This is a genomic window from Planotetraspora sp. A-T 1434 (assembly GCF_025420585.1).
Taxonomy (GTDB): domain Bacteria; phylum Actinomycetota; class Actinomycetes; order Streptosporangiales; family Streptosporangiaceae; genus JAOEGB01.
In genome coordinates this window covers 202,503-222,530 of record NZ_JAOEGB010000001.1, presented here as the reverse complement: position 1 = coordinate 222,530, position 20,028 = coordinate 202,503, and the positions used below count along the sequence as shown (strand labels likewise).

Below are 20,028 nucleotides of genomic sequence, written 5' to 3'. Positions count from 1 at the left end.
CCCAGAGTATCGATACGGACACGAAGGGACGCGCCAGGCGATGGTCGCCACATCACGCAAGCCCCATGCGACGCTCCAACCGGTTCCCGACAGGCCGCTACCCAGCACTCCCCGTGAGCTGTTCGACTCGCTGCCGCCCCTGCCGGGGCTCCGGACCGAGATCATCGATGGGAGACTGATAGTGAGCCCCGTGGGCACCCCCGAACACGGCTTGTTGGCAATGCGCCTGTTCCGGTCATTCATCCCGCTCATGGACGAGCGCGGGTGGGACGCCTGGGCGGGCAATGTCGACGTCTGCGTCGACGGCCCCCGGGACCCGGTCGGGCCCGACTTCGTCCTGGCGCCCAAGGACTGCCCCAGGTGGGGCGAGCGCGAGCTGCTCTCCTCCGGCCTGAAGCTGGTCGCCGAAGTGGTGTCCAGGGGAAGCGCGGAGGACGACCGCGGGAAGAAGCCGGGGATCTACGCGGGGGGCGGCGTCCCGGTCATGCTCCTGATCGACCCGATCGCCACGCCGCCGGCGGTGACCGTATTCAGCGAACCAAAGGACGGCCGCTATCACACGTCCGCGTCCGTCACCTTCGGCCGGGAGATCCACATTCCGGACCCGGTCGACTTCACCCTGGACACCTCAGTCTTCGAAGAGGTCCTGTAGGCGTGCCTTCTCAGCCTCGGGGCGGGGCTTGCTGAGCCCAGGCGGGCTGGTCAGGAAGCCCGTGCCCCACGAGACGTGCATCGTGGCGTAGACGAGCGGCAGCCGTGCCAGCGCGGCGGGCGACAGGCTACGGCCGGTCAGCACCGAGCCCGCGAGGATCGCGACGACGTAGCCGCCAGGGATGAGCAGCCCCGGCCAGAAGAACGGCGAGACCACCAGGCCGAGGAACATGGCCAGCACGGCGGCCGGCGGGGCGAGGTAGCGCAGGTTGATCGTGCCCTGATGGGTGCGGGAGACGACCCGCCTCCAACGGCCGTAGTGGAAGTACTGCTTCCCGAGGGCGCGGACGTTCGGCCGGGGACGGTAGGACACCCGCATGCGCGGCTGGAACCACACCAGGCCGCCGGTCTCGCGGATGCGGTGGTTCATCTCCCAGTCCTGGGCGCGCTGGAAGTGCTCGTCATAGCCGCCGACCCGTTCCAGCGCCTCACGGCGGAAGACGCCCAGGTAGACGGTGTCGGCCGGGCCGGCCTCCCCGCCGGTGTGGAACCGCGCGTTGCCGACCCCGATCTTCGACGTCATCGCGCACGCCACGGCCTGCTCGAACGGTGTGACGCCCTCGGCCGCCATGATGCCGCCGACGTTGTCGGCGCCGGTCTGCTCCAGGGTCTCGACGGCCGTACGGACATAGTCCGCCGGGAGCATCGCGTGCCCGTCGACCCTGGCGATGATGGGGTTGCGCGTCGCGGCCAGCGCCGCGTTCAGCGCGTTCGGAGTGCGGCCGGTCGGGTTGGGGACGACGGTGACGCGGGGGTCCTCGGCGGCGATCGCGTCAGCGACCTCCTGCGTGCGGTCCTGGGACGGTCCGACACTGAGGACGACCTCGATGGGGCCCTCGTAGTCCTGATCGAGGACCTGGCTGACGGCGTCGCGCAGATGCCGCTCCTCGTTGAGCACCGGCATGATGACCGAGACCGGCGGCCAGTCGCGCGTGGCGTTCCGATCGGCGTTCTCGCTCGTGTGGCGCGAGTCGGGAAAGGGCTTCATGGCGGCGCTCACGCTACTGTACGAACGGGTGGAGACGGCAACCGGAGGATGACCGCGAATGCCTGGCGACCATGGGGAGGACTCCGGCGTCCGCGTTGGAGGCGACGGCTACGGCGGGGTCAGACTCGCGGCGAGGCGTGCCCGGCGCGGCCGGGCCGGGCTGCGGTCGTTGCTCATTTCGGGCTCCCTGTCCGGGGTTGTCCTGCTCGGCTCCGGCGTTTTGTGGGTTTTGCCCAACTACGCCGCCAGCAAGATCCAGAAGGTGGACGCGGGCACGACCGACCCCGGGCCGCAGGGCGCGATGAACATCCTGCTGGTCGGCGTCGACAAGCGCGACAACCTGACCAGGCAGCAGCAGAACCAGCTCCACCTCGGCCGCGAGGCCGGGCAGCGCAGCGACACGATGATGGTGCTCCACCTTTCCGAGGACCACAAGAGGGTCACCGTCGTCAGCCTGCCCCGCGACAGCTGGACGGACATCCCCGGCAAGGGCACCCACAAGATCAACTCGGCGTATCAGTTCGGCGGGGCCAAGCTGGCCGTACGGACGGTCGAGCAGGCGACCGGGTTGCGCATCAACCACTACGTCGAGGTCAACGTGCTCGGCTTCATCGGCGTCGTGGAGTCGCTGGGCGGGGTCACCGTCTGCACTCCCGTTGCCATCAACGACCCGAAGACCAAGTTGACGCTCCAGCCGGGCACCTACACCCTCGATGGGGCCAGAGCCCTCGCGTACGCGAGGACGAGGGCCACGGCCCGCTCCGACCTCGACCGCATCGACCGGCAGCAGCAGGTCATCTCGGCTCTGCTGCACGAGGCGCTGAGCGGCGGCACGCTGGCCAACCCCGCCAAGCTCGGCGGCCTGGTGAACTCCACGCTTCGCACCCTGACGGTGGACCCGGCCCTGGGGGACGACCTGCTCGGCCTGGCCAACCAGCTCAAGGGCGTCTCCACGGACGACGTGTCGTTCGCGACCGTTCCGCTGTCCAACGTGAACTACACGACGCCGACGGGCGAATCTGCCGTGCTCTGGGACAAGCAGGCCGCACGGGAGCTGTTCCGCCGGATCGGCGCGGACGAGCCGCTCATCAAGCCGTCCGGGAAGCCGTCCGCGGGGGCTTCTACAGGGGCTACTCCGGCGTCTTCTCCGGGCTCTTCTGCGGGGGCGTCCGGGGGCGCCACGCCGTCCCCCTCTCTGGCCCCCTCTCTGGCCCCCTCGCCGTCCGTCTCCCCCACCGCGCTGACGATCCCGCCGGGGCGGATCGCGGTCCGCGTCCTGAACGGCACGCTGATCACCGGGCTCGGCGCGAAGACGAAGGCCGCCCTCGTCGCCGCCGGGTTCATGGTGCCGTCCACCCCGGGAGACACCGCCCAACGCGACTTCGCCAACACCGTCGTCCGCTATCCCCCGAGCCGCCTCGACTCCGCCCGTACGGTGGCCGCCGCCATCCCGGGAGCGGAGCTCCGCGAGCGACCCGGGGCCAACGGCATCGAGGTCGTCGTCGGTCAGAAGAACAACACGGTCAAGAAGGTCACCGTGGCGGCCACTACCCCCGCTGTGTCCCCGACCGGTACGTCGTCGTCCCCCGAGTCCACCGCGCCCCCCATCGCCAGGACCGCCACCCAGAACATCTGCAAGAAATAGAACGGGCGTACGGCGGGTCTAACGACAACGTCGCACGGCGACGGCGGCGTCACTGACCGAGTGCGGACCTCTGGGTTCTGTATCGCTTGAGCAGCAGCGGCCGCATCCACCGGAGCGGCGCGGGGAAGCTGTCCATCAGACGCGCGGCTCCGGGCGCGGGAGCCGGGTCGTGGAGCAGCCCCATGACGAGATCCGGCCCGGACCGGGGGGCTCCGGCGACGATGGCCGCCCGCAACCGCAGGACCTCGGCGTCGGACACCTGCGGGAAGAGCTCGCGCAGGACCGGTTCCTCGCTGTCGAGGTGATCCATCAGCACGTCACGCATCCTGACCGCGGCCTGCGCCCCCTCCCGCGCGGCATCGCGCACCGCGACGGCACGGTCCGACCTGCGGGCCACCCCGGCAGCGATCGCGTCGACGGCGGCGTCGAGGGTCTTGAGCTCGGCGTCGAGGGCCCGATGGTCGACGCTGAGCCCGTCGAGGGCGGCCACGGCGTCGGGGAACATGCAGGACGCCGCGGCGACGCGCGCCGACATCCTGCGCACCGCGCGCGAACTGTTCTCCTCCGAGGGGTACGCGCGCGTGACGGTGACCGGCATCGCGCAGCGTGCGGGGGTCGCGACGAAGACCGTGTACGCCAGCGCCGGCAGCAAGGTCGCGATCTTCAAGGAAATCCTCATGACCGCCGTGACCGGCTCAGGCGCGGAGGAGACGCTGGCCGCGGTGCGGAAGAGCGACGACCCTCGTGAGGCGCTGCGGATCCTCGCCCACGGCACACGGGTCGGCAACGAGACCCATCGGGACGCCATGGAGATGCTCCATGCCGCGATCTCGGTACAGGACGACGCTGAGGCGCTCTGGCAGCAGGGCACCACCCTGTACCGGGAGGCATTGCACCAGGCGGCGGTACACCTCGGAGAGATCGGCGGGCTGGCCGACGGGCTCGACGCCGACCGCGCCGCCGACATCCTCTGGTTCTGCCTGGGCACCGGGGCCTGGCGGACCCTGGTCGATGACTGCGGCTGGAGCTGGGACGACGCGGAGCGCTGGCTGGCCGTCCAGGCGCTGACACTCCTTCACATCCGGCCCGCGTCCGACGAGCCTCGTCTGGAAGCCCGCCCCCGTCACGGCCGGCGCCATCCAGCCCCATAATTCAGATTTCGCCCTAATTCGCGGCGACACGACGACATTATTGCTTCGCCAGTTTCCGGGGCGTGTAACAGCCGACGTGCGGCCTCGGATATGTGGGATGGACAGTCGAATTCAGTGACCATTTGACCTTGGCGGCGGGCAGGGCGGAAATCATCGGCATCCTCCTCGCCGCTCCGGAAGGGAACAGGGACGCCAGAATGGCCTACGAGATTCACGGCAAGCCGACATCTCCGGTCGAGATCTATTCGACGCCGAACTCTGGCACCGCAGGCCCCGTGGCCGAGATCCGCGCCACGGTCCGGGTGTTCGTCTACCAGACGCTGTCAGGCTGGCGGCAGATCCGCGTGCTGGAGGGCGGTAACGCCGGAAGACAGGGGTGGGCCAGAGAAGGCGACGTCGTCTCGGTGCAGAGCAAGCTCGTAACGTCCGATGAAGAACTGTTCGCGTTGTTCGCGACATTGCGCGAAGCGCATTTCACCCCACCATCCGGCACGCCGACGCCCATCCCGTACCGCTATCCGACGGACGGATGTTTCGCCCGCGCCGAGATCATGGCCAACATGCTCGCCGCTTCTGATTACCAGGTGGACAAGGTGTTCGCCATCGCGGCGGGCGGACTGCGCCTCAATACTCCCCACGGCGGCGACCAGCCGGGGTTCGGCGAGCGGCTCCGGGTCGGGTGGTGGTACCACGTGGCCCCGATCGTGTACATCCCCTCGGGCGGGCCCAAGCCGGAGCCCGCACTGCTGGACCCCTCGGTGTCGGACGTGCCGACGACCATCGGAGAGTGGGTCGGGAAGATGACCAGCGGCCCAACCGAGCCGGAGATCACCTACGACCAGCTGCGTCAGTATCTCCGGGGCACGAAGGCGTACCCCGGCGACCGCACGCTGGTGGTCCGGGCAGGAGCGACCGTCTATTCGCCGCCCCTCGCGACCGACCCCTCCACGACGATGGTCGCCAAACCCGGCAACGTCGTGCAGGAACTGGCCCGTACGGCGAGGCTCGTCCCGGCGCACGACGTCGTCGCCCATCTGGACCAGTTGTTTCGCCGCTGCTTCGAGACCTGGTCGGCCGACCAGAGGACGCGGAACCAGCCCTCGCCCTACCCGGCCTACCAGGCGGAGCTGGGCTCGCTACGGCACCGGATCCAGGCGCTGCCTCCCGAGGACCGGAACTACATCCGGACCAGGTTCCCCAATTTTTTCGCCGACTGGCGCTACACCTTCGTCGGCAGCGGCGTCGAACAGGACTTCAAGAGTCTGGAGACCCTACTGGCCTCCTGACCGCTGCCAACGCCGCACGCGTCGCGAGAAAATCCGTACGTCCTGTCGAACCGGCCCGGAGAAATTTCGAACTAGCGAGTAAATTTCCGTAGATAAGGCGACAACGCGGCGAGGTGACATCCGGGCCGCGCGATTCCGATCCGGGCGCCAACCGCTGATGCCGCCGCATCAGCGGGAATAGTGCGCGGCGACCCGACGCCCAGAAAGACCCTTGACCGGATGGGCCGGGATATTTACCGTCTGTTGCGCAATGCCCTATCGCGTCTGCCCTGCTGTCTCGCGAAATGGAGGCATCGATGTCCCGGAAGCTTCGTATCCGGCTCGTCCCCCTTGCAGTCGCCGCCGTCCTGACCTCCACGTCGGCGCCCGCCTTCGCCGGCGTGATCGACCCCGCGCCGATCGGCCCGAACCAGTACTTCTACGGCCTGGTGAACGGGCAGGCCGGGCAATCGGTCATCAAGATGGCCTGCTTTGGTCCGGTCACCCCCGGCCAGACCGGGCACCCTCTGGCCGGGCAGACAGTGGAAGTCCGTCCCGTGCCGTCGCCCTCGACGGTCGACGTGGGCTACACCGGCAGCGCGGCCACGGCGGTCGGCGTCTCCCTGGGGAACTCCGCTTCGGCCGTCACACCCATCGTCCTGCGCTACTACGGCGTCGCCGCCGCGATCCCGACCTCGCTGAACCTGCCGTGTTACGGCAGCGGTGTCGTCGAGTTCGTGCCGGCGCCGCCAAGCTCGACCTCCCGCCCGGCCGCGGTCAAGGTCAACTTCGTCGGCCAGCCCTGACACGGTCGGCCCCGCGACGGAACACTGATCATCTCGGAACCACCTGGGAGACAACGAACCCCGCCCGCCGAACCGGCGAGGCGGGGTTCTCGCACGTCAGTGGCTACTTGAGGAGCTGGCGGGCCATGACCATGCGCTGGATCTGGTTGGTGCCCTCGTAGATCTGGGTGATCTTGGCGTCGCGCATCATGCGCTCGACCGGGTAGTCACGGGTGTAGCCGTACCCGCCCAGGAGCTGGACGGCGTCGGTGGTGATCTCCATGGCGGCGTCGGAGGCGGCGCACTTGGCGGCGCTGGAGAAGAACGTGAGGTCCTTGACCGGCGTGCCGTGCATGGCGAGCTCCGACTTGGCGGCGGCGGCGTAGGTGAGCTGCCGGGCGGCCTCCAGCTTCATCGCCATGTCGGCGACCATGAACTGCAGGCCCTGGAACTCGGCGATCGGCTTGCCGAACTGCTTGCGCTCCTTGACGTACCCGATGGCGTAGTCGAGCGCGCCCTGGGCGATGCCGAGCGCCTGTGCGGCGATCGTGATACGGGTGTGGTCGAGGGTGGCCAGCGCGGTCTTGAAGCCGGTCCCCGGCTCGCCGATCATGCGGGAGGCCGGGATGCGAACGTTCTCCAGGATGACCTGGCGCGTGGGCGACCCCTTGATGCCGAGCTTCTTCTCCTTGGGCCCGAAGCTGACCCCTTCGTCGCCCTTCTCGACCACGAACGCCGAGATGCCGCGGGCCCCGGCCGACGGGTCGGTGACGGCCATGACGGTGTAGTACTCCGACACGCCCGCGTTGGTGATCCACATCTTGGTGCCGTTGAGGACGTAGTGGTCACCGTCCCGCACCGCCCGGGTCTTCATGGCGGCGGCGTCCGACCCGGCCTCCGCCTCGCTCAGGGCGTAGGAGAACATCGCCTCGCCCCGGGCGACGGGCCCCAGGTACCGCTGCTTGAGCTCCTCGGACGCCGACAGCAGCAGCGGGACGGTCCCCAGCTTGTTGACGGCGGGGATGAGCGAGGACGACGCGCAGGCCCGCGCGACCTCCTCGATCACGATGACGGTGGCCAGCGCGTCGGCGCCGGCCCCGCCGTACTCCTCGGGGATGTGCACGGCGTGCAGGTCCGCCGCCACGAGGTCCTTATAGACCTCCTCGGGAAACTCCTCGTTCTCGTCCGCGGCGGCGGCACGGGGAGCGATCTTTTCGTCGGCGAGGGCCCGGACCGTCTCCCGGAGCATGTCGTGCTCCTCGGTGGGCGCGTAGAGAGGGAAGCTCATATCGAGATAGTAGGACGTCCGAGTAGATGGTTACCATCCAGTACGGCCCGGCCGCCGTGGGGTTGCCGACAAGCGTCATGACTGCCCAGAGCCGCCGGGCCGACGTCGACCGGTTTCACGGATCGCCGTACCGTTGGGGCCAGGACCAGTTTGCCCAGGTTGCTCAGCGGGCAGTTGACTGGCCCGATACCATGCCAGATCACAAAGTGTCGGTAAGAGGGGAGCATGCCGTGCCGTACCGCCTCACCGTGCTTGGGACCGGTTATTTGGGTGCCACTCACGCGGCGTGCATGGCCGAGCTGGGCTTCGAGGTGCTCGGTCTGGACGTGGACGAGCGCAAGATCGAGCAACTCCAGCGCGGTGAGCTGCCGATTCACGAGCCCGGCCTGGAAGACGTGCTCCGCCGCAACCTCGAGTCCGGACGGCTGCGCTTCACGACCTCCTACGAGGAGGCGGCCCGGTTCGGCGACGTCCACTTCATCTGTGTGGGAACCCCGCAGAAGAAGGGCGAGTACGCCGCGGACGTCTCCTACCTCGACGCCGTCGTGGAGTCTCTCGCTCCCCACCTCGACCGCGAATGCCTGGTGGTCGGCAAGTCCACCGTCCCCGTCGGCACCGCGGAGCGCCTGGCCGAGAAGCTCGTACGGCTCGCGCCCGGCGGGATCGAGGTCGAGCTGGCCTGGAACCCCGAATTTCTCCGGGAAGGCTTCGCCGTACAGGACACACTGCACCCGGACCGGATCGTGCTCGGCGTCACCTCCGAGCGGGCCGAGAAGGTGCTGCGTGACGTCTACGCCCCGCTGGGCGAGGTCCCGGTCGTGGTGACGGACTTCCCGACCGCCGAGCTGGTCAAGTCGGCGGCCAACGCGTTCCTCGCCACCAAGATCTCTTTCATCAACGCGATGGCCGAGGTCTGCGAGACCGCCCATGCCGACGTGAAGCAGCTCTCGCTCGCGCTGTCGTTCGACGAGCGGATCGGCGGCAGATATCTCAACCCCGGGCTCGGGTTCGGCGGCGGCTGCCTGCCCAAGGACATCCGGGCGTTCATGGCCAGGGCGGGTGAGCTGGGCGCCGACCAGGCGCTCACGTTCCTGCGCGAGGTGGACGCCATCAACATGCGCCGCCGGGCCCGCATGGTGGACCTCGCCCGCGGCCTGGTCGGCGGCTCGTTCGTCAACCGCACGGTCGGCGTGCTGGGCGCGGCCTTCAAGCCGAACTCGGACGACATCCGCGACTCCCCGGCCCTCGACGTGGCGGTCACCATCGGCCGGCAGGGCGGCAAGGTGACCATCTACGACCCGGTGGCCCTGGACAACGCCCGGAAGGCCCACCCGGATCTCGGGTACGCCGGCACGGCCCTGGAGGCCGCCCGAGGCGCCGACGTCGTGCTGCTCCTCACCGAGTGGCAGGAGTTCGTCGACCTCGACCCCGAGGAGCTGGGGGCCGTCGTGGCGAGCCGCAACATCGTGGACGGCCGGAACGCGCTCGACGCGGAGATCTGGCGCTGCGCCGGCTGGCACTACCGCGCCCTCGGCCGCCCGTAGCCTCTCCCGCCGACCTGGCCGGCACTACGGAGCCCTCGGGCCGCCCGTAGCTTTCCCGCCGACCCGGCACGCCGCTCGGACCATTCCGGCCTGAGCGGCGTCAGAGCATTTCGGCGGCCTCGGCGCGGAGCTTCTCGCCCTTGGCGTGCGCCTGCTTCTTCAGCGCGGCCTGGAAGGCCTCCATCCGCCGCCGGAGCAGCTCGTCCGACGCCGCGAGGATCCGTACGGCGAGCAGGCCCGCGTTCCGTGCTCCGCCGATGGCCACGGTCGCCACGGGCACGCCCGCGGGCATCTGGACGATCGAGAGCAGCGAGTCCATGCCGTCCAGATACTTGAGCGGCACGGGCACGCCGATGACGGGGAGCGGGGTGACCGAGGCGAGCATCCCCGGCAGGTGGGCGGCTCCCCCGGCTCCCGCGATGATCACCTTGAGCCCGCGCGAGGCGGCGCGCATGCCGTACTCGATCATCTCGGCCGGCATCCGATGGGCGGAGACGACGTCGGCCTCGAACGGCACGCCGAACTCCGACAGGGCCTCGGCGGCCTGCCTCATGACCGGCCAGTCCGAATCGCTCCCCATGACGATCCCGACCTGAGGCGTCTCGGCGCTCTCAGCGCTTGCGACGGGCTCGACGGGCTCCGCGGCCTCCAGGTTCGCGGTGACCTCAGACATCGGCGGGTCCTCTCAGGCAGTCGGCGGCGTGCCGGGCGCGGGCCCGGACCTCGTCGAGGTCGGTGCCGAGCGCGGTCACGTGCCCGATCTTGCGGCCGGGCCGCACTTCCTTGCCATAGAAGTGAATCTTGATCCCCGGGTCGTTCGCCAGCACGTGCTCATATCGGGAGAAGACGTCCGGGTCTGGCCCTCCTAGCAGGTTGGCCATGACCACGACGGGCGCCGTGAGCGACGGCGAGCCCAGGGGCAGGTTCAGCACGGCCCGCAGGTGCTGCTCGAACTGGGACGTCCGGGCGCCCTCGATCGTCCAGTGGCCGCTGTTGTGCGGGCGCATCGCCAGCTCGTTGACGATCAGGCCCGTCTTGGTGGCGAACATCTCCACCGCGAGCAGCCCGGTGACGCCGAGCTCACGGGCGATCTTCAATGCGACGTGCTGCGCGGCTGCGGCCTCCTCTTCCGAGAGGTTCGGAGCCGGGGCGATGACCTCGACGCAGATGCCGTCCTTCTGCACGGTCTCGACCACGGGGTAGCTGACTCCCTGGCCGTGCGGGGAGCGGGCGACGAGCACGGCCAGCTCGCGCTCGAACGGCACGAAAGCCTCCGCGTACACCGGCACGCCGTGCCCGAGCGTCTCCCGCGCCTCCTCCATGGAGGAGCAGACCCACACCCCGCGGCCGTCGTAACCGCCTCGGACGGCCTTCAGCACCACGGGCCAGCCGTGCTCCCCGGCGAACGCCTCGACGTCGGCCTCGCCGGAGATCCTGGCCCAGGCCGGGCAGGGGGCGCCGATCGCGGTCAGCCGCTCCCGCATCACGACCTTGTCCTGGGCGTGGACGAGCGCGTCCGCCCCGGGATGTACGGCGACGCCGTCGGCGGTCAGGGCCCGGATGTGCTCGGTCGGCACGTGCTCGTGGTCGAAGGTGACGGCGTCGCATCCCTTGGCGAAATCCCGCAGGTCGGCGAGATCCCGGTAGTCCCCCACCTGCGTGTCCACAATGACCCTGGCGGCGCTCTCGTCACGCGAGTTGGCCAGAACACGCAGTTCGACGCCCAGCGCGATCGCGGCCTGCTGCGTCATCCGGGCGAGCTGTCCCGCCCCCACCATCCCGACGACGGGACCGACGACGGGGCCCGCTGCTGGGGCCTCTGCTGAGCTTGGCGCGGGGTTCGCGAGAGAGCCGGCGGCCTGGACGGCCTCGGAAGCGGCACCAGGGCCTGACGGGGGAACGTTTGGGCTGTTCACGACATGTCAGCCTACCGATTCCCGGCCCGTACGGCTGCCACACCCGGTCGCACCCGCCCGTTTCAGGGGCCCACGTCAGCCGCCGCCGGAGGTGATGTCGGCGAGGCCGCGGCGGATGGCGACCGTGGTCATCACGTTGTCCTTGGCGACCCTGGTCGCCACCAGGACCAGCTCGCTGCCCGTGATCGCCCGTGGTCTGCTCTCGCCGGTGTACGCGCGGACGTCGGCCGAGCCGTACCGGGGATGGGCGAGGGAGGAGCGCCCGGAGCCGGGCTTCTGGGTGTAGACGACCCTGAGCGCGTGGAAGACGAGCGCGCCGCCATCGGGCAGGGCCAGCCCCCGCGCGGGCCCCTCCAGCCGTACGTCGGTGGAGAGCCGGTCCGGATGGGCCTTGACCGGGGCCCGGACGAGCTCGCTGAGCAGGCTTCTCATGGGGTCGCCGGAGGAGAACCTCACGCCGCTGACGCCGGCGGGGTCGGTCAGGTAGGCGACGTGCCGGGTGGGCACGAGACTCGCCCGGACGGAGATGCCGGGGTCGTCGTCCGCGTCTTTCACGTCGCCCTCGAGCTTGGGCTCCGCGCCGACGACCGGGATCGGCCCCGCCGCGAGGCGCCATCTGCCGTCGGCCTGGGCGAAGACGAAGTAGGCCGGGTGGGGCTGCCGGGCCAGCGCGACGAACCAGGGAGCCTGGTCCCGGTCCGCTCCCGGTCCGGGCAAGTAGAACGCCGCGTCGCCGTATCCGCCGAGGTCGGGGACCGCCCCGCCCTTCCGCGCCGCCTCGCAGACCCGGGCGCCCAGCGTGCTCTCGGCCCCGGTGGTCAAGTAGACGATCTTGGCGCAGTCCCGGCGCTTCCAGGCGTCCTCGAGGTCCGCGATCGTGGCGAAGGCGGCCTCGGCGTCGGCCGTCGAGATCGCGGCGGACACCGCGGACGACCCATCCCCGGAGCCGCCGCGGGAGCCGTCACGGGAACCGGAGGACTGGCCGAGGGTCTCGTCTCCGCAGCCCGCCAGCAGCGCGAGGCCGAGGCTGAGGGCCGTGATTCTGCGCAGCACGGTGGAGCCACCTCTCCAGAACACGAAGGTTCCAGAACAAAGTGATCCTGGTCGGGCGAGAGCGTAGTGCGTGTCGCCCCCCGTTATCCCTCATAGCGAGATATTTCTTGAAATCTTCTTTACTGAAGTGGCCCCGCCACACAGGTGAGGAACACGCTGACCGGGGGACAGCGCCCCTACGGGCGCTCCATACCGGTAGCCTGGGAAGAACTCGCCGCCGATCAGGAAGGACCGTGCGGGTCGTGCAGTTTCTCCGCCGCGCCTATGAGCGGTTCGCCGCGCTTCTTCACGAACTGCTCAAGTTCGGCACGGTGGGCGCCATCGCCTTTTTCATCGACTTCGGCGGCACCAACCTCCTGCGCTTCGGCGTCGTTCTGGGCCCGCTGACGTCGAAGACGATCGCCACGGTCGTCGCCGCGACGTTCGCCTACCTGGGCAACCGCTTCTGGACCTTCCGGCACCGCGAGCAGAGCGGCGTCGCCCGGGAGTACGTGCTGTTCTTCCTGCTCAACGGCATCGGCCTGCTGATCTCGCTGCTGGTGATCGGCTTCGTGGAATACACACTCGGGCTGCACGACGCGCTGAGCTACAACGTCGCGCAGATCGTCGGCCTGGTCCTGGGCACGATGTTCCGCTTCTGGTCCTACAAGAAGTGGGTGTTCCTGGCGGCGCCGGACCTGCCGCCGGTCGAGGGCGTCGAGGCTCAGGCGGGGCCGCTCACCACCCGGTGACGGTCGGCGTCGCGAGCCTGCCTCAGGAAGATCGCGAAGGTGGCCGGGCGGGGCTTGACCAGCTCAAGCCGCCCGCCGTCGGCCGCCACCAGCGCGCGGGCGAGCGTCAGCCCGAGGCCGGTTCCCCCCGCCCCGCTCACACTGCGCTCGAACACCTTGGGACCGAGGTTGTCGGGGATGCCCGGCCCCTCGTCGGCGATCTCGATCACGACCGACTTGTCCGTACTGGACGTGTTGATCGTCAACGAGCCGCCGCCATGCTTGAGCGAGTTCTCCATCAGGGTGGACAGGGCCTGGCTCAGCCCGCCCGTCGTGCCGAGGGCGCTCAGGCCGCGGTCGCCGGCCAGCACCAGTGAGCGCCGTGCCCGGCGGAACGCGGGCTCCCACTCGGTGATCTGCTGCTCCACGACGTCGTCCACGTCGATCGGCTCCGCCTGGGCGTGACGCTGCCTGCGCGCGGCGGCCAGAAGCTCGTCGATGACCGCGGTGAGCCGCTCGACCTGCACGATCGCGGCCTCACCCTCCTCACGGACGATCGCGGGCTCGCTGGCCGCCCCGACGATCTCCTCCAGGCGCATGGTCAGCCCGGTGAGCGGCGTGCGGAGCTGGTGGGAGGCGTCGGTGGCGAACTCCCGCTCCCTGGCGAGCAGGTCCGAGATGCGCAGCGCGCTGTGGTCGAGGACCTCCGCCACGAGATCGAGCTCCGGGATGCCGTAACGGTGCTTGCTCGGCCGGGCGTCACCCGACCCCAGCCGCTCCGCGATCTTGGTGAGATCTTGGAGCGGCAGGGTCAGGCGGCGTGACGTGACGGTGGCGAGCCCGATGGCCGCGCCGAGGGCGACGACCGCCAGCGCGATCGTCAGCACCAGCCGTGCGTGCACGTCCTGGTCCACCTGGGCGGAGTCGCGGCTGATCCGGACGTAACCGCTCTCGGACCGGGCCTCCTCGGTCAGCTCGCGGCCCGCGGGCGGCGGTGTGCCGGCCACGATGAGCGGGTAGCCTCGGACGAACACCTGGATGTACCGGTCCGGGTAGTTCTTCGCCAGTTGGGTGGAATCGATCAACTGGTTCTGACTGACCGAATATTCCACGCCGATGAGGAGCCGAGTGGCCTCGGCCCTCAGCTCTTGGGCGACCTCGTCATTAATCAGCCGGACGGTCAGCACGGCCAAGGGCACGCCTAAGAGAAGGACGGCGATGACCGCGACGAGCAGCATGGAGGACAGCAGGCGCCGGCGCAACGTGCTAGCTCCTCCCCGATGGCCCCTCCACGGGGGGCTACTCGCGCTCGAAACGGAAGCCGACCCCTCGGACGGTCGTTATGTACCGCGGCTTGGCGGCGTCGTCCCCCAGCTTGCGCCGCAGCCACGAGATGTGCATGTCGAGTGTCTTCGTGGACCCCCACCAGTTCGTGTCCCATACCTCCCGCATGATCTGCTCGCGGGTGACGACCTTGCCGGCGTCCCGCACGAGCACGCGCAGCAGGTCGAACTCCTTGGTGGTCAGGTGCAGTTCCTTGTCCCCCATCCACGCCCGGCGTGAATCGGCGTCGATGCGGACGCCCTGCACGACCGGGGTCTCCGACGTACCGCGCCGCAGCAGTGCCCGCACGCGGGCGAGCAACTCGGCGAGGCGGAACGGCTTGGTCACGTAGTCGTCGGCCCCGGCGTCGAGACCGACAACGGTGTCGACTTCGTCGACACGGGCGGTGAGGATCAGCACCGGAGTGCCGTGTCCCTCAGCTCTGATGCGGCGAGCGACCTCCAGCCCGTCCATCTCTGGAAGGCCGAGGTCGAGAACTATCAGGTCGACGCCCCCCGACAGGGCCCTTTCGAGGGCCTGCGGGCCATCCGGGCTCACCTCTACCTGATAGCCCTCCCGGCGCAAGGCACGCGCAAGTGGCTCGGATATCGAGGTGTCATCCTCGGCGAGAAGTACGCAGGTCATGGTGCGATCGTAGGACCTTAGGCGATCGTTTCCCGGCTACAGCGCGCAGTTTGACTCGTCGTTGACCCATCAATTGACCTGGGCAAACACTGATAAATCCGGGATACGTCAACACGCAAGGGCCTCAACGTTCCGGGCATGGGTCCGCCATCCGGCCCCGCCGGGCGGGAGCCTTACCACAGAAGAAAAACGCCCGCCGGAGAGGAACCGGCGGGCGTAACTTGACGCGCGGACGCGTTACGAAAGTCCGAAAATCATACAAGCGTCACTCAACGGACAATTGAAACAAAGCGGGTCAAGGGTTATAAGGCGGTGCTATTGAGCACGGCGGGCGTCAGGAGGCGGACGGAGGCTCGGCGTAGCGCAGAAGGTAGAGCTGCTCGCCCAGGCTCTCGATGAGGCCCAGCTCGGTCTCCAGGTAGTCGATGTGGTGCTCCTCGTCCGCGAGGATGGCCTCGAACAGCGTGGCGGAGGTGATGTCGCCCCGCTCCCGCATCAGCGCGATTCCGGGCCGGAGGCGCTTCACCACGCCCAGCTCCAGCTCGAGGTCCGCCTGGAGCTGCTCCCTGACGGTCTGCCCGATGTGGAGCGTGTTCAGCTTCTGGTAGTTCGGCAGGCCCTCAAAGAAGAGGATGCGGTCGGTGAGCTGCTCGGCGTGTCTCATCTCGTCGATGGACTCGCCGCGCGTGAAGCTCGCGAGCTTCGTATATCCCCAGTTCTCCTGCATCTTGGCGTGCAGGAAGTACTGATTGATGGCGGTGAGCTCGGAGGTGAGCTGCTCGTTGAGCAGCGCGATGATCTCCTTGTCGCCCTGCATGACGCCTCTCGATCTATGCGGTGGTGACGAGGTCCTCGGACCGTTTCAGCATCGCACAGATCTTCCGGACACAGGACGCGCAGTCCCCCCCGGCGCCCGTGGCGTCCCTGACCTGCCGGGCACTCTTCGCACCTGCGGCGATGCAGTCGTGCACCTCGCTCTCGGTCACGGCGCGGCAGACGCAGACATACATGGCGGGAGGTGACCCTTTCAGTGGGACTTAAGGTTAGGCATACCTAAGATAACCCACTTTGGTAAGGCTTGCCTATGTGGGCCCGGTCACAGTACGGCAAGCCCTACGACAACCCCCTACAGCACCACGACCTACAGCACCACGACCGATCGCAGCACCTCGCCGCGGTGCATCTTGGCGAACGCCTCCTCCACCTGGTCCAGGCCGATCGTCTCGGACACGAACCCGTCGAGGTTGAGCCTGCCCTGCAGGTAGAGGTCGATCAGCATGGGGAAGTCCCGGCTCGGCAGGCAGTCGCCGTACCAGGACGACTTGAGCGCGCCGCCGCGCCCGAAGACGTCGAGCAGGGGCAGGTCGAGCCGCATGTCGGGGGTCGGCACGCCGACCAGGACCACGGTCCCCGCGAGGTCGCGTGCGTAGAAGGCCTGCTTGTACGTCTCCGGGCGGCCCACCGCGTCGATCACGACGTCGGCGCCGTTGCCCCCGGTCAGCTCCCGGATCGCCTCGACGGGGTCGTTCTCCCGGGAGTTGACCGTGTGGGTGGCGCCGAACTGGCGGGCCAGGGCCAGTTTGCGATCGTCCACGTCGACGGCGATGATCTTGCCCGCTCCGGCGAGGTTCGAGCCGAGGATGGCCGCGTCGCCGACGCCGCCGCAGCCGATCACGGCCACGGAGTCGCCGCGCGTGACGCCGCCGGTGTTGATCGCCGCCCCGAGGCCGGCCATCACGCCGCAGCCGAGCAGCCCGGCCACCGCGGGCGACGCGGCCGGGTCGACCTTGGTGCACTGCCCGGCGGCGACCAGCGTCTTGGCGGCGAACGCCCCGATGCCGAGCGCGGGGCTGAGGACCGTCCCGTCCGAGAGGGTCATCTTCTGCGCGGCGTTGTGCGTGTTGAAGCAGTACCAGGGGCGGCCTCGGAGGCAGGCCCGGCAGTTGCCGCAGACGGCGCGCCAGTTGAGGATCACGTAGTCGCCCGGCGCGACGTCCGTCACGCCCTCGCCGACGGCCTCCACCGTCCCGGCGGCCTCATGCCCGAGGAGGAACGGGAAGTCGTCGTTGATCCCGCCCTCGCGGTAGTGCAGGTCGGTGTGGCAGACGCCGCAGGCCTGCACGTTCACGACCGCCTCGCCCGGCCCGGGATCCGGCACGTGGACCGTCTCCAGGGTCACCGCCTCGCCCTTGCCCCGCGCCACCACGCCCTGCACGTCGTACGGCATGCCCTGCACCTCATCTTTTCTTTCTGGTTTCCGGCGGCGTCAGCCTCTCCGGAGAACGTACGGCTGCACAACCCCGAGCCCGCGGGCGGGACGGCGGCGGATCTTCATCACCTCGACGCCGGACACGCCGCCGAGGCCCTCCGCCATCCCGCTGTCGATGACGATCGTCCCCGGCCGGGCGATGGAGGTCAGCCTGGCCGCCAGGTTGACCGTCGTGCCGAAGACGTCGCCCAGCGTCAGCAGCACTGGGCCGTACGCCAGCCCGATCCGCACATCAGGGCCCTGCACGTCGAGTTTGAGCTGGTCGGCCAGATCGAGGCCGATCAGCGCGACGGTCTCCGGGCTCTCGCTCGTGAACAGCACCTCGTCGCCGAGGGTCTTCACGAGCCGGCCACCGTGCGCCGCGATGATGTCGGACGTGCGATCTTCGAAGCCCTCGATCAGGCCGGCGAGGGCGAACTCGTCGAGGTCCCGGGACACCCTCGTGAACGACACCAGGTCCGCGAACCCCACGGCCATGGTCAGACGGCCGGGCAGGGCCTCGTCACCGAGCTGGGCCATGGCGATCAGGCGGCTCGCCGTCGCGGCGAGCTGGGATCGCCAGACGTGGACCAACGTCTCCTCGAAGTCGGGCAGCACCCGGCGGGCGGTCTCCGTCATCCGGATGAGGTCGTCGTCGCTGGGCGCCGTGTGGGGGTCGAGCATCGCCCCGATCATGATCTCGGCCTGCCACTGCGCGAGCCGCGATGTCGTACGGCCCAGCGCCCTCGCCATGCGGACGACCGTCAGCTCGTCGAGGAGCCCCGCGTCGAGCATGTCCCTGATCCGGCGCAGCGCCGCGAGGTCCCCATCGGTGAACGCCACGGCGTCGTCGGCGACGGTGGCGAAGCCGAGCGCCCGCCAGATGCGGCCGGCCAGCTCCTGGGGTACCCCGGCCGACTCGGCGACCTGACGGCGGGTGTAGCTCGGCGGCGGCCCGAGGAACAGCCGCTGCACGTCGTCGGCGCTGGGACGCCTCCTGGTCTCCACGTCTTCCTCCCCCGGCAGCCGCGCCGGGCCACGCACCCGTGGCGCGCCGCGGTCACTTGCCGTCGATGTTGCCGTCCGAGGCATCCTCCACCAGTCGGAACAGCTCCTGACGGACCAGCTGGATCTTGGGGATGTCCCGGTAGTCGATCTCGCCCTTCTCGGACGCGGACTCGACCCGCAGGGTGCCACACCCCAGGATGCGCTCGATGAACTTCTGGTCCGAGCTGACGCTGTTGACCTTGGCCAGGGGGATGTCATCGTCGGACTTGTTCAGTATGCCGGTACTGATGGCGAACCGGTGCGACGTGAGTGTGTATGAGGTTGTCTTCCACCGCAGGTAGGGGATGAACGACCACAACGTCAGCGCGACCACGGCGACCACGGCGACGGCGATGCGCGCGTACCCCGAGTATTCGTAGTCGCTGGGAATGAAATAGATCGCGGCGCTGGAAACGGCCACGACGAAAACCAGCGCGAGGAACGGCACGATGAGCCGCTTCCAATGAGGATGGAACGAATGAATCATTCGCTCGCCCTCGGTCAGGTGATGATCCGGGAGACCCATGGCGCAAATCGTGACACGTTCGCCCTCGCTTTGCATGCCCCCTCGCCTTCCGCGCGTGATCATGCAAGATTTCCCCAGGATGTCGCCTGACTTGCGCGGCAACCGTACGTGATCATGCACGTCTGCATGGGCGCCTGTGGTGAGCTGCGGACATCAAGTTTGTGATCATGCAGACGGTTGCCGATGCATGATCACGGCAGGCGTTCCCGCAGCTACGGCAGGGCCACCAGGAATTTACGCATGATCACGTACAGCGTTCGCGCGGCTGCGGTGCGGTCGCCGGGAATCCGTGCATGATCATCGCGACGCCCGCGACATGATCACGTGCCATGTGTGGGCTGCTCAGCCGCTTTCCGGACGGCGCACGTGGACGACGTCGCCCGCGCTCAGCGAGTGCTCCTGCCCCTGGGCGCGCACGAGGAGGTGACCGGCGTGGTCGACCCCGGTGGCCAGCCCCGTCAGCACGCGCTCTCCGGGCAGCTCGACCCGGACCTCCCGCCCGATGGTGCCGGACCACGCGATGTAGGCGGCCCGAAGCCCGCTGGCGTCGGCGTCGCCGTCCGCCTCGACCCACTCGCGGTAGTGCGACTCGATCTCGCGGAGGATGGCCCGCAGCAGCGGGTCGCGGTCGACGCAGGCGGCGTTCTCGATGAACAGCGAGGTGGCCCGCTCCACCGGCAGCTCCTCGGGCCGGATGGAGACGTTGAAGCCCATCCCGACGACCACTGCGGTGTCCACGCGCTCGGCCAGGATCCCGGCGAGTTTGCGCTCCCCGATGAGGAGGTCGTTGGGCCACTTCAGCCGGACGTCGACCTGGGCGATGCGCCGGACGGCCGAGGCAGCCGCCAGCGCGACCAGCAGCGACAGCCAGCCCTGCCGGATGGGCGACACCTCGGGCCGCAAGATCATGGAGAAGGTGAGCCCCGACCGCGGCGGCGCCGTCCACAGGCGGCCGAGCCGCCCGCGCCCGGCGAACTGCGACTCCGCGACCAGCACCGTGCCCTCACGGGCCCCTTCCCGTACGGCTCTCGCCAGGTCGGCGTTGGTCGAGCCGGTCCGCTCCACGACCGTGACGGCGGACCACAGCGAGCCGGGGCGGACGAGCGCCTTCTGGAGCGCCGCCTCCGAGAGCGGTGGCCGGTCGAGATCGGCATAGGGCGAGTTAGGCACATACCCAGGCTAT

Annotated in this window: 20 protein-coding genes and 1 pseudogene; 7 read left to right on the top strand and 14 right to left on the bottom strand. The window is 69.2% G+C overall.

Annotation, left to right across the window (positions count from 1 at the left end; all coding sequences use genetic code 11):
• The first annotated feature begins 40 nt into the window (after positions 1–40).
• Entirely contained in the window at positions 41–652 is a 612-nt protein-coding gene (locus tag N5079_RS01045) for a Uma2 family endonuclease (protein ID WP_261581337.1), read from the top strand.
• On the opposite strand, the gene N5079_RS01040 is transcribed toward N5079_RS01045, so the two are convergent.
• A complete protein-coding gene (locus N5079_RS01040; RefSeq protein ID WP_261581336.1) occupies positions 629–1,699 on the bottom strand; it encodes a glycosyltransferase family 2 protein in 1,071 nt (356 codons plus the stop codon). The genes N5079_RS01045 and N5079_RS01040 overlap by 24 nt on opposite strands.
• A gap of 58 nt (positions 1,700–1,757) precedes the next feature.
• Here N5079_RS01040 and N5079_RS01035 point away from each other — a divergent pair, with 58 nt between their 5' ends.
• Positions 1,758–3,344 carry an LCP family protein gene (locus N5079_RS01035; RefSeq protein WP_261581335.1) on the top strand — a complete coding sequence of 529 codons (1,587 nt, stop codon included), beginning with the start codon at positions 1,758–1,760 and terminating at the stop codon, positions 3,342–3,344.
• Positions 3,345–3,393: 49 nt separating this feature from the next.
• On the opposite strand, the gene N5079_RS01030 is transcribed toward N5079_RS01035, so the two are convergent.
• The gene (locus N5079_RS01030; RefSeq protein ID WP_261581334.1) at positions 3,394–3,849 is read right to left on the bottom strand and encodes a hypothetical protein; all 456 of its coding nucleotides are present in this window, start codon (positions 3,847–3,849) and stop codon (positions 3,394–3,396) included.
• Here N5079_RS01030 and N5079_RS01025 point away from each other — a divergent pair.
• The 3 genes from N5079_RS01025 to N5079_RS01015 all read left to right on the top strand — a co-directional run bounded on the left by N5079_RS01025 (position 3,848) and on the right by N5079_RS01015 (position 6,566).
• The gene (locus tag N5079_RS01025; protein ID WP_261581333.1) at positions 3,848–4,495 is read left to right on the top strand and encodes a TetR/AcrR family transcriptional regulator; all 648 of its coding nucleotides are present in this window, start codon (positions 3,848–3,850) and stop codon (positions 4,493–4,495) included. The genes N5079_RS01030 and N5079_RS01025 overlap by 2 nt on opposite strands.
• Positions 4,496–4,623: 128 nt before the next feature.
• Positions 4,624–5,781: a protein-glutamine glutaminase family protein gene (locus N5079_RS01020; RefSeq protein ID WP_261581332.1), complete on the top strand. Its 1,158-nt coding sequence runs from the start codon at positions 4,624–4,626 to the stop codon at positions 5,779–5,781.
• 296 nt (positions 5,782–6,077) lie between these two features.
• A complete protein-coding gene (locus N5079_RS01015; protein WP_261581331.1) occupies positions 6,078–6,566 on the top strand; it encodes a hypothetical protein in 489 nt (162 codons plus the stop codon).
• Positions 6,567–6,669: 103 nt separating this feature from the next.
• On the opposite strand, the gene N5079_RS01010 is transcribed toward N5079_RS01015, so the two are convergent.
• The gene (locus tag N5079_RS01010; RefSeq protein ID WP_261581330.1) at positions 6,670–7,833 is read right to left on the bottom strand and encodes an acyl-CoA dehydrogenase family protein; all 1,164 of its coding nucleotides are present in this window, start codon (positions 7,831–7,833) and stop codon (positions 6,670–6,672) included.
• A gap of 230 nt (positions 7,834–8,063) precedes the next feature.
• Between N5079_RS01010 and N5079_RS01005 the strand changes: the two genes are divergently transcribed.
• Entirely contained in the window at positions 8,064–9,377 is a 1,314-nt protein-coding gene (locus N5079_RS01005) for a UDP-glucose dehydrogenase family protein (protein ID WP_261581329.1), read from the top strand.
• A gap of 100 nt (positions 9,378–9,477) precedes the next feature.
• Here N5079_RS01005 and purE read toward each other — a convergent pair whose 3' ends face one another.
• From purE to N5079_RS00990, 3 genes and pseudogenes are all read right to left on the bottom strand, one after another.
• The gene (gene purE, locus N5079_RS01000; RefSeq protein WP_261581328.1) at positions 9,478–10,050 is read right to left on the bottom strand and encodes a 5-(carboxyamino)imidazole ribonucleotide mutase; all 573 of its coding nucleotides are present in this window, start codon (positions 10,048–10,050) and stop codon (positions 9,478–9,480) included.
• A pseudogene (locus tag N5079_RS00995) lies at positions 10,043–11,167 on the bottom strand (5-(carboxyamino)imidazole ribonucleotide synthase); the annotation flags it as partial. The pseudogene N5079_RS00995 and the gene purE, both read right to left, overlap by 8 nt.
• 201 nt (positions 11,168–11,368) lie before the next feature.
• A complete protein-coding gene (locus N5079_RS00990) occupies positions 11,369–12,346 on the bottom strand; it encodes a hypothetical protein (protein WP_261581327.1) in 978 nt (325 codons plus the stop codon).
• Between the two features lie 242 nt (positions 12,347–12,588).
• On the opposite strand from N5079_RS00990, the gene N5079_RS00985 reads away from it, so the two are divergent.
• On the top strand, positions 12,589–13,077 hold the full coding sequence (locus N5079_RS00985) for a GtrA family protein (RefSeq protein ID WP_261581326.1): 489 nt from the start codon (positions 12,589–12,591) through the stop codon (positions 13,075–13,077).
• On the opposite strand, the gene N5079_RS00980 is transcribed toward N5079_RS00985, so the two are convergent.
• The 8 genes from N5079_RS00980 to N5079_RS00945 form a co-directional block, all read right to left on the bottom strand.
• Positions 13,050–14,318: an ATP-binding protein gene (locus tag N5079_RS00980; RefSeq protein WP_261581325.1), complete on the bottom strand. Its 1,269-nt coding sequence runs from the start codon at positions 14,316–14,318 to the stop codon at positions 13,050–13,052. The genes N5079_RS00985 and N5079_RS00980 overlap by 28 nt on opposite strands.
• A 37-nt stretch (positions 14,319–14,355) precedes the next feature.
• Complete coding sequence (locus N5079_RS00975; RefSeq protein WP_030451323.1) at positions 14,356–15,024, bottom strand: response regulator transcription factor; 669 nt, start codon at positions 15,022–15,024, stop codon at positions 14,356–14,358.
• Positions 15,025–15,358: 334 nt separating this feature from the next.
• Complete coding sequence (gene bfr, locus N5079_RS00970; protein WP_261581324.1) at positions 15,359–15,841, bottom strand: bacterioferritin; 483 nt, start codon at positions 15,839–15,841, stop codon at positions 15,359–15,361.
• Between the two features lie 13 nt (positions 15,842–15,854).
• Entirely contained in the window at positions 15,855–16,034 is a 180-nt protein-coding gene (locus N5079_RS00965) for a bacterioferritin-associated ferredoxin (protein WP_261581323.1), read from the bottom strand.
• Between the two features lie 131 nt (positions 16,035–16,165).
• Positions 16,166–17,251: an S-(hydroxymethyl)mycothiol dehydrogenase gene (locus N5079_RS00960; protein ID WP_261581322.1), complete on the bottom strand. Its 1,086-nt coding sequence runs from the start codon at positions 17,249–17,251 to the stop codon at positions 16,166–16,168.
• A gap of 39 nt (positions 17,252–17,290) precedes the next feature.
• The gene (locus N5079_RS00955) at positions 17,291–18,280 is read right to left on the bottom strand and encodes an adenylate/guanylate cyclase domain-containing protein (RefSeq protein WP_261581321.1); all 990 of its coding nucleotides are present in this window, start codon (positions 18,278–18,280) and stop codon (positions 17,291–17,293) included.
• 52 nt (positions 18,281–18,332) lie between these two features.
• Positions 18,333–18,881 (bottom strand): PH domain-containing protein, encoded by a 549-nt coding sequence (locus tag N5079_RS00950; protein ID WP_261581320.1) that lies wholly within the window; start codon positions 18,879–18,881, stop codon positions 18,333–18,335.
• Between the two features lie 306 nt (positions 18,882–19,187).
• A complete protein-coding gene (locus tag N5079_RS00945) occupies positions 19,188–20,015 on the bottom strand; it encodes a biotin--[acetyl-CoA-carboxylase] ligase (protein WP_261581319.1) in 828 nt (275 codons plus the stop codon).
• Between the last annotated feature and the right edge of the window lie 13 nt (positions 20,016–20,028).

Bases quoted from the DNA above. Each gene is read 5' to 3' on its own strand.
- N5079_RS01045 (WP_261581337.1), top strand. From the start codon at position 41: ATGGTCGCCACATCACGCAAGCCCCATGCGACGCTCCAACCGGTTCCC.
- N5079_RS01040 (WP_261581336.1), bottom strand. From the start codon at position 1,699: ATGAAGCCCTTTCCCGACTCGCGCCACACGAGCGAGAACGCCGATCGG.
- N5079_RS01035 (WP_261581335.1), top strand. From the start codon at position 1,758: ATGCCTGGCGACCATGGGGAGGACTCCGGCGTCCGCGTTGGAGGCGAC.
- N5079_RS01025 (WP_261581333.1), top strand. From the start codon at position 3,848: ATGCAGGACGCCGCGGCGACGCGCGCCGACATCCTGCGCACCGCGCGC.
- N5079_RS01030 (WP_261581334.1), bottom strand. From the start codon at position 3,849: ATGTTCCCCGACGCCGTGGCCGCCCTCGACGGGCTCAGCGTCGACCAT.
- N5079_RS01015 (WP_261581331.1), top strand. From the start codon at position 6,078: ATGTCCCGGAAGCTTCGTATCCGGCTCGTCCCCCTTGCAGTCGCCGCC.
- N5079_RS01010 (WP_261581330.1), bottom strand. From the start codon at position 7,833: ATGAGCTTCCCTCTCTACGCGCCCACCGAGGAGCACGACATGCTCCGG.
- purE (WP_261581328.1), bottom strand. From the start codon at position 10,050: ATGTCTGAGGTCACCGCGAACCTGGAGGCCGCGGAGCCCGTCGAGCCC.
- N5079_RS00975 (WP_030451323.1), bottom strand. From the start codon at position 15,024: ATGACCTGCGTACTTCTCGCCGAGGATGACACCTCGATATCCGAGCCA.
- bfr (WP_261581324.1), bottom strand. From the start codon at position 15,841: ATGCAGGGCGACAAGGAGATCATCGCGCTGCTCAACGAGCAGCTCACC.
- N5079_RS00965 (WP_261581323.1), bottom strand. From the start codon at position 16,034: ATGTATGTCTGCGTCTGCCGCGCCGTGACCGAGAGCGAGGTGCACGAC.
- N5079_RS00960 (WP_261581322.1), bottom strand. From the start codon at position 17,251: ATGCCGTACGACGTGCAGGGCGTGGTGGCGCGGGGCAAGGGCGAGGCG.
- N5079_RS00950 (WP_261581320.1), bottom strand. From the start codon at position 18,881: ATGCAAAGCGAGGGCGAACGTGTCACGATTTGCGCCATGGGTCTCCCG.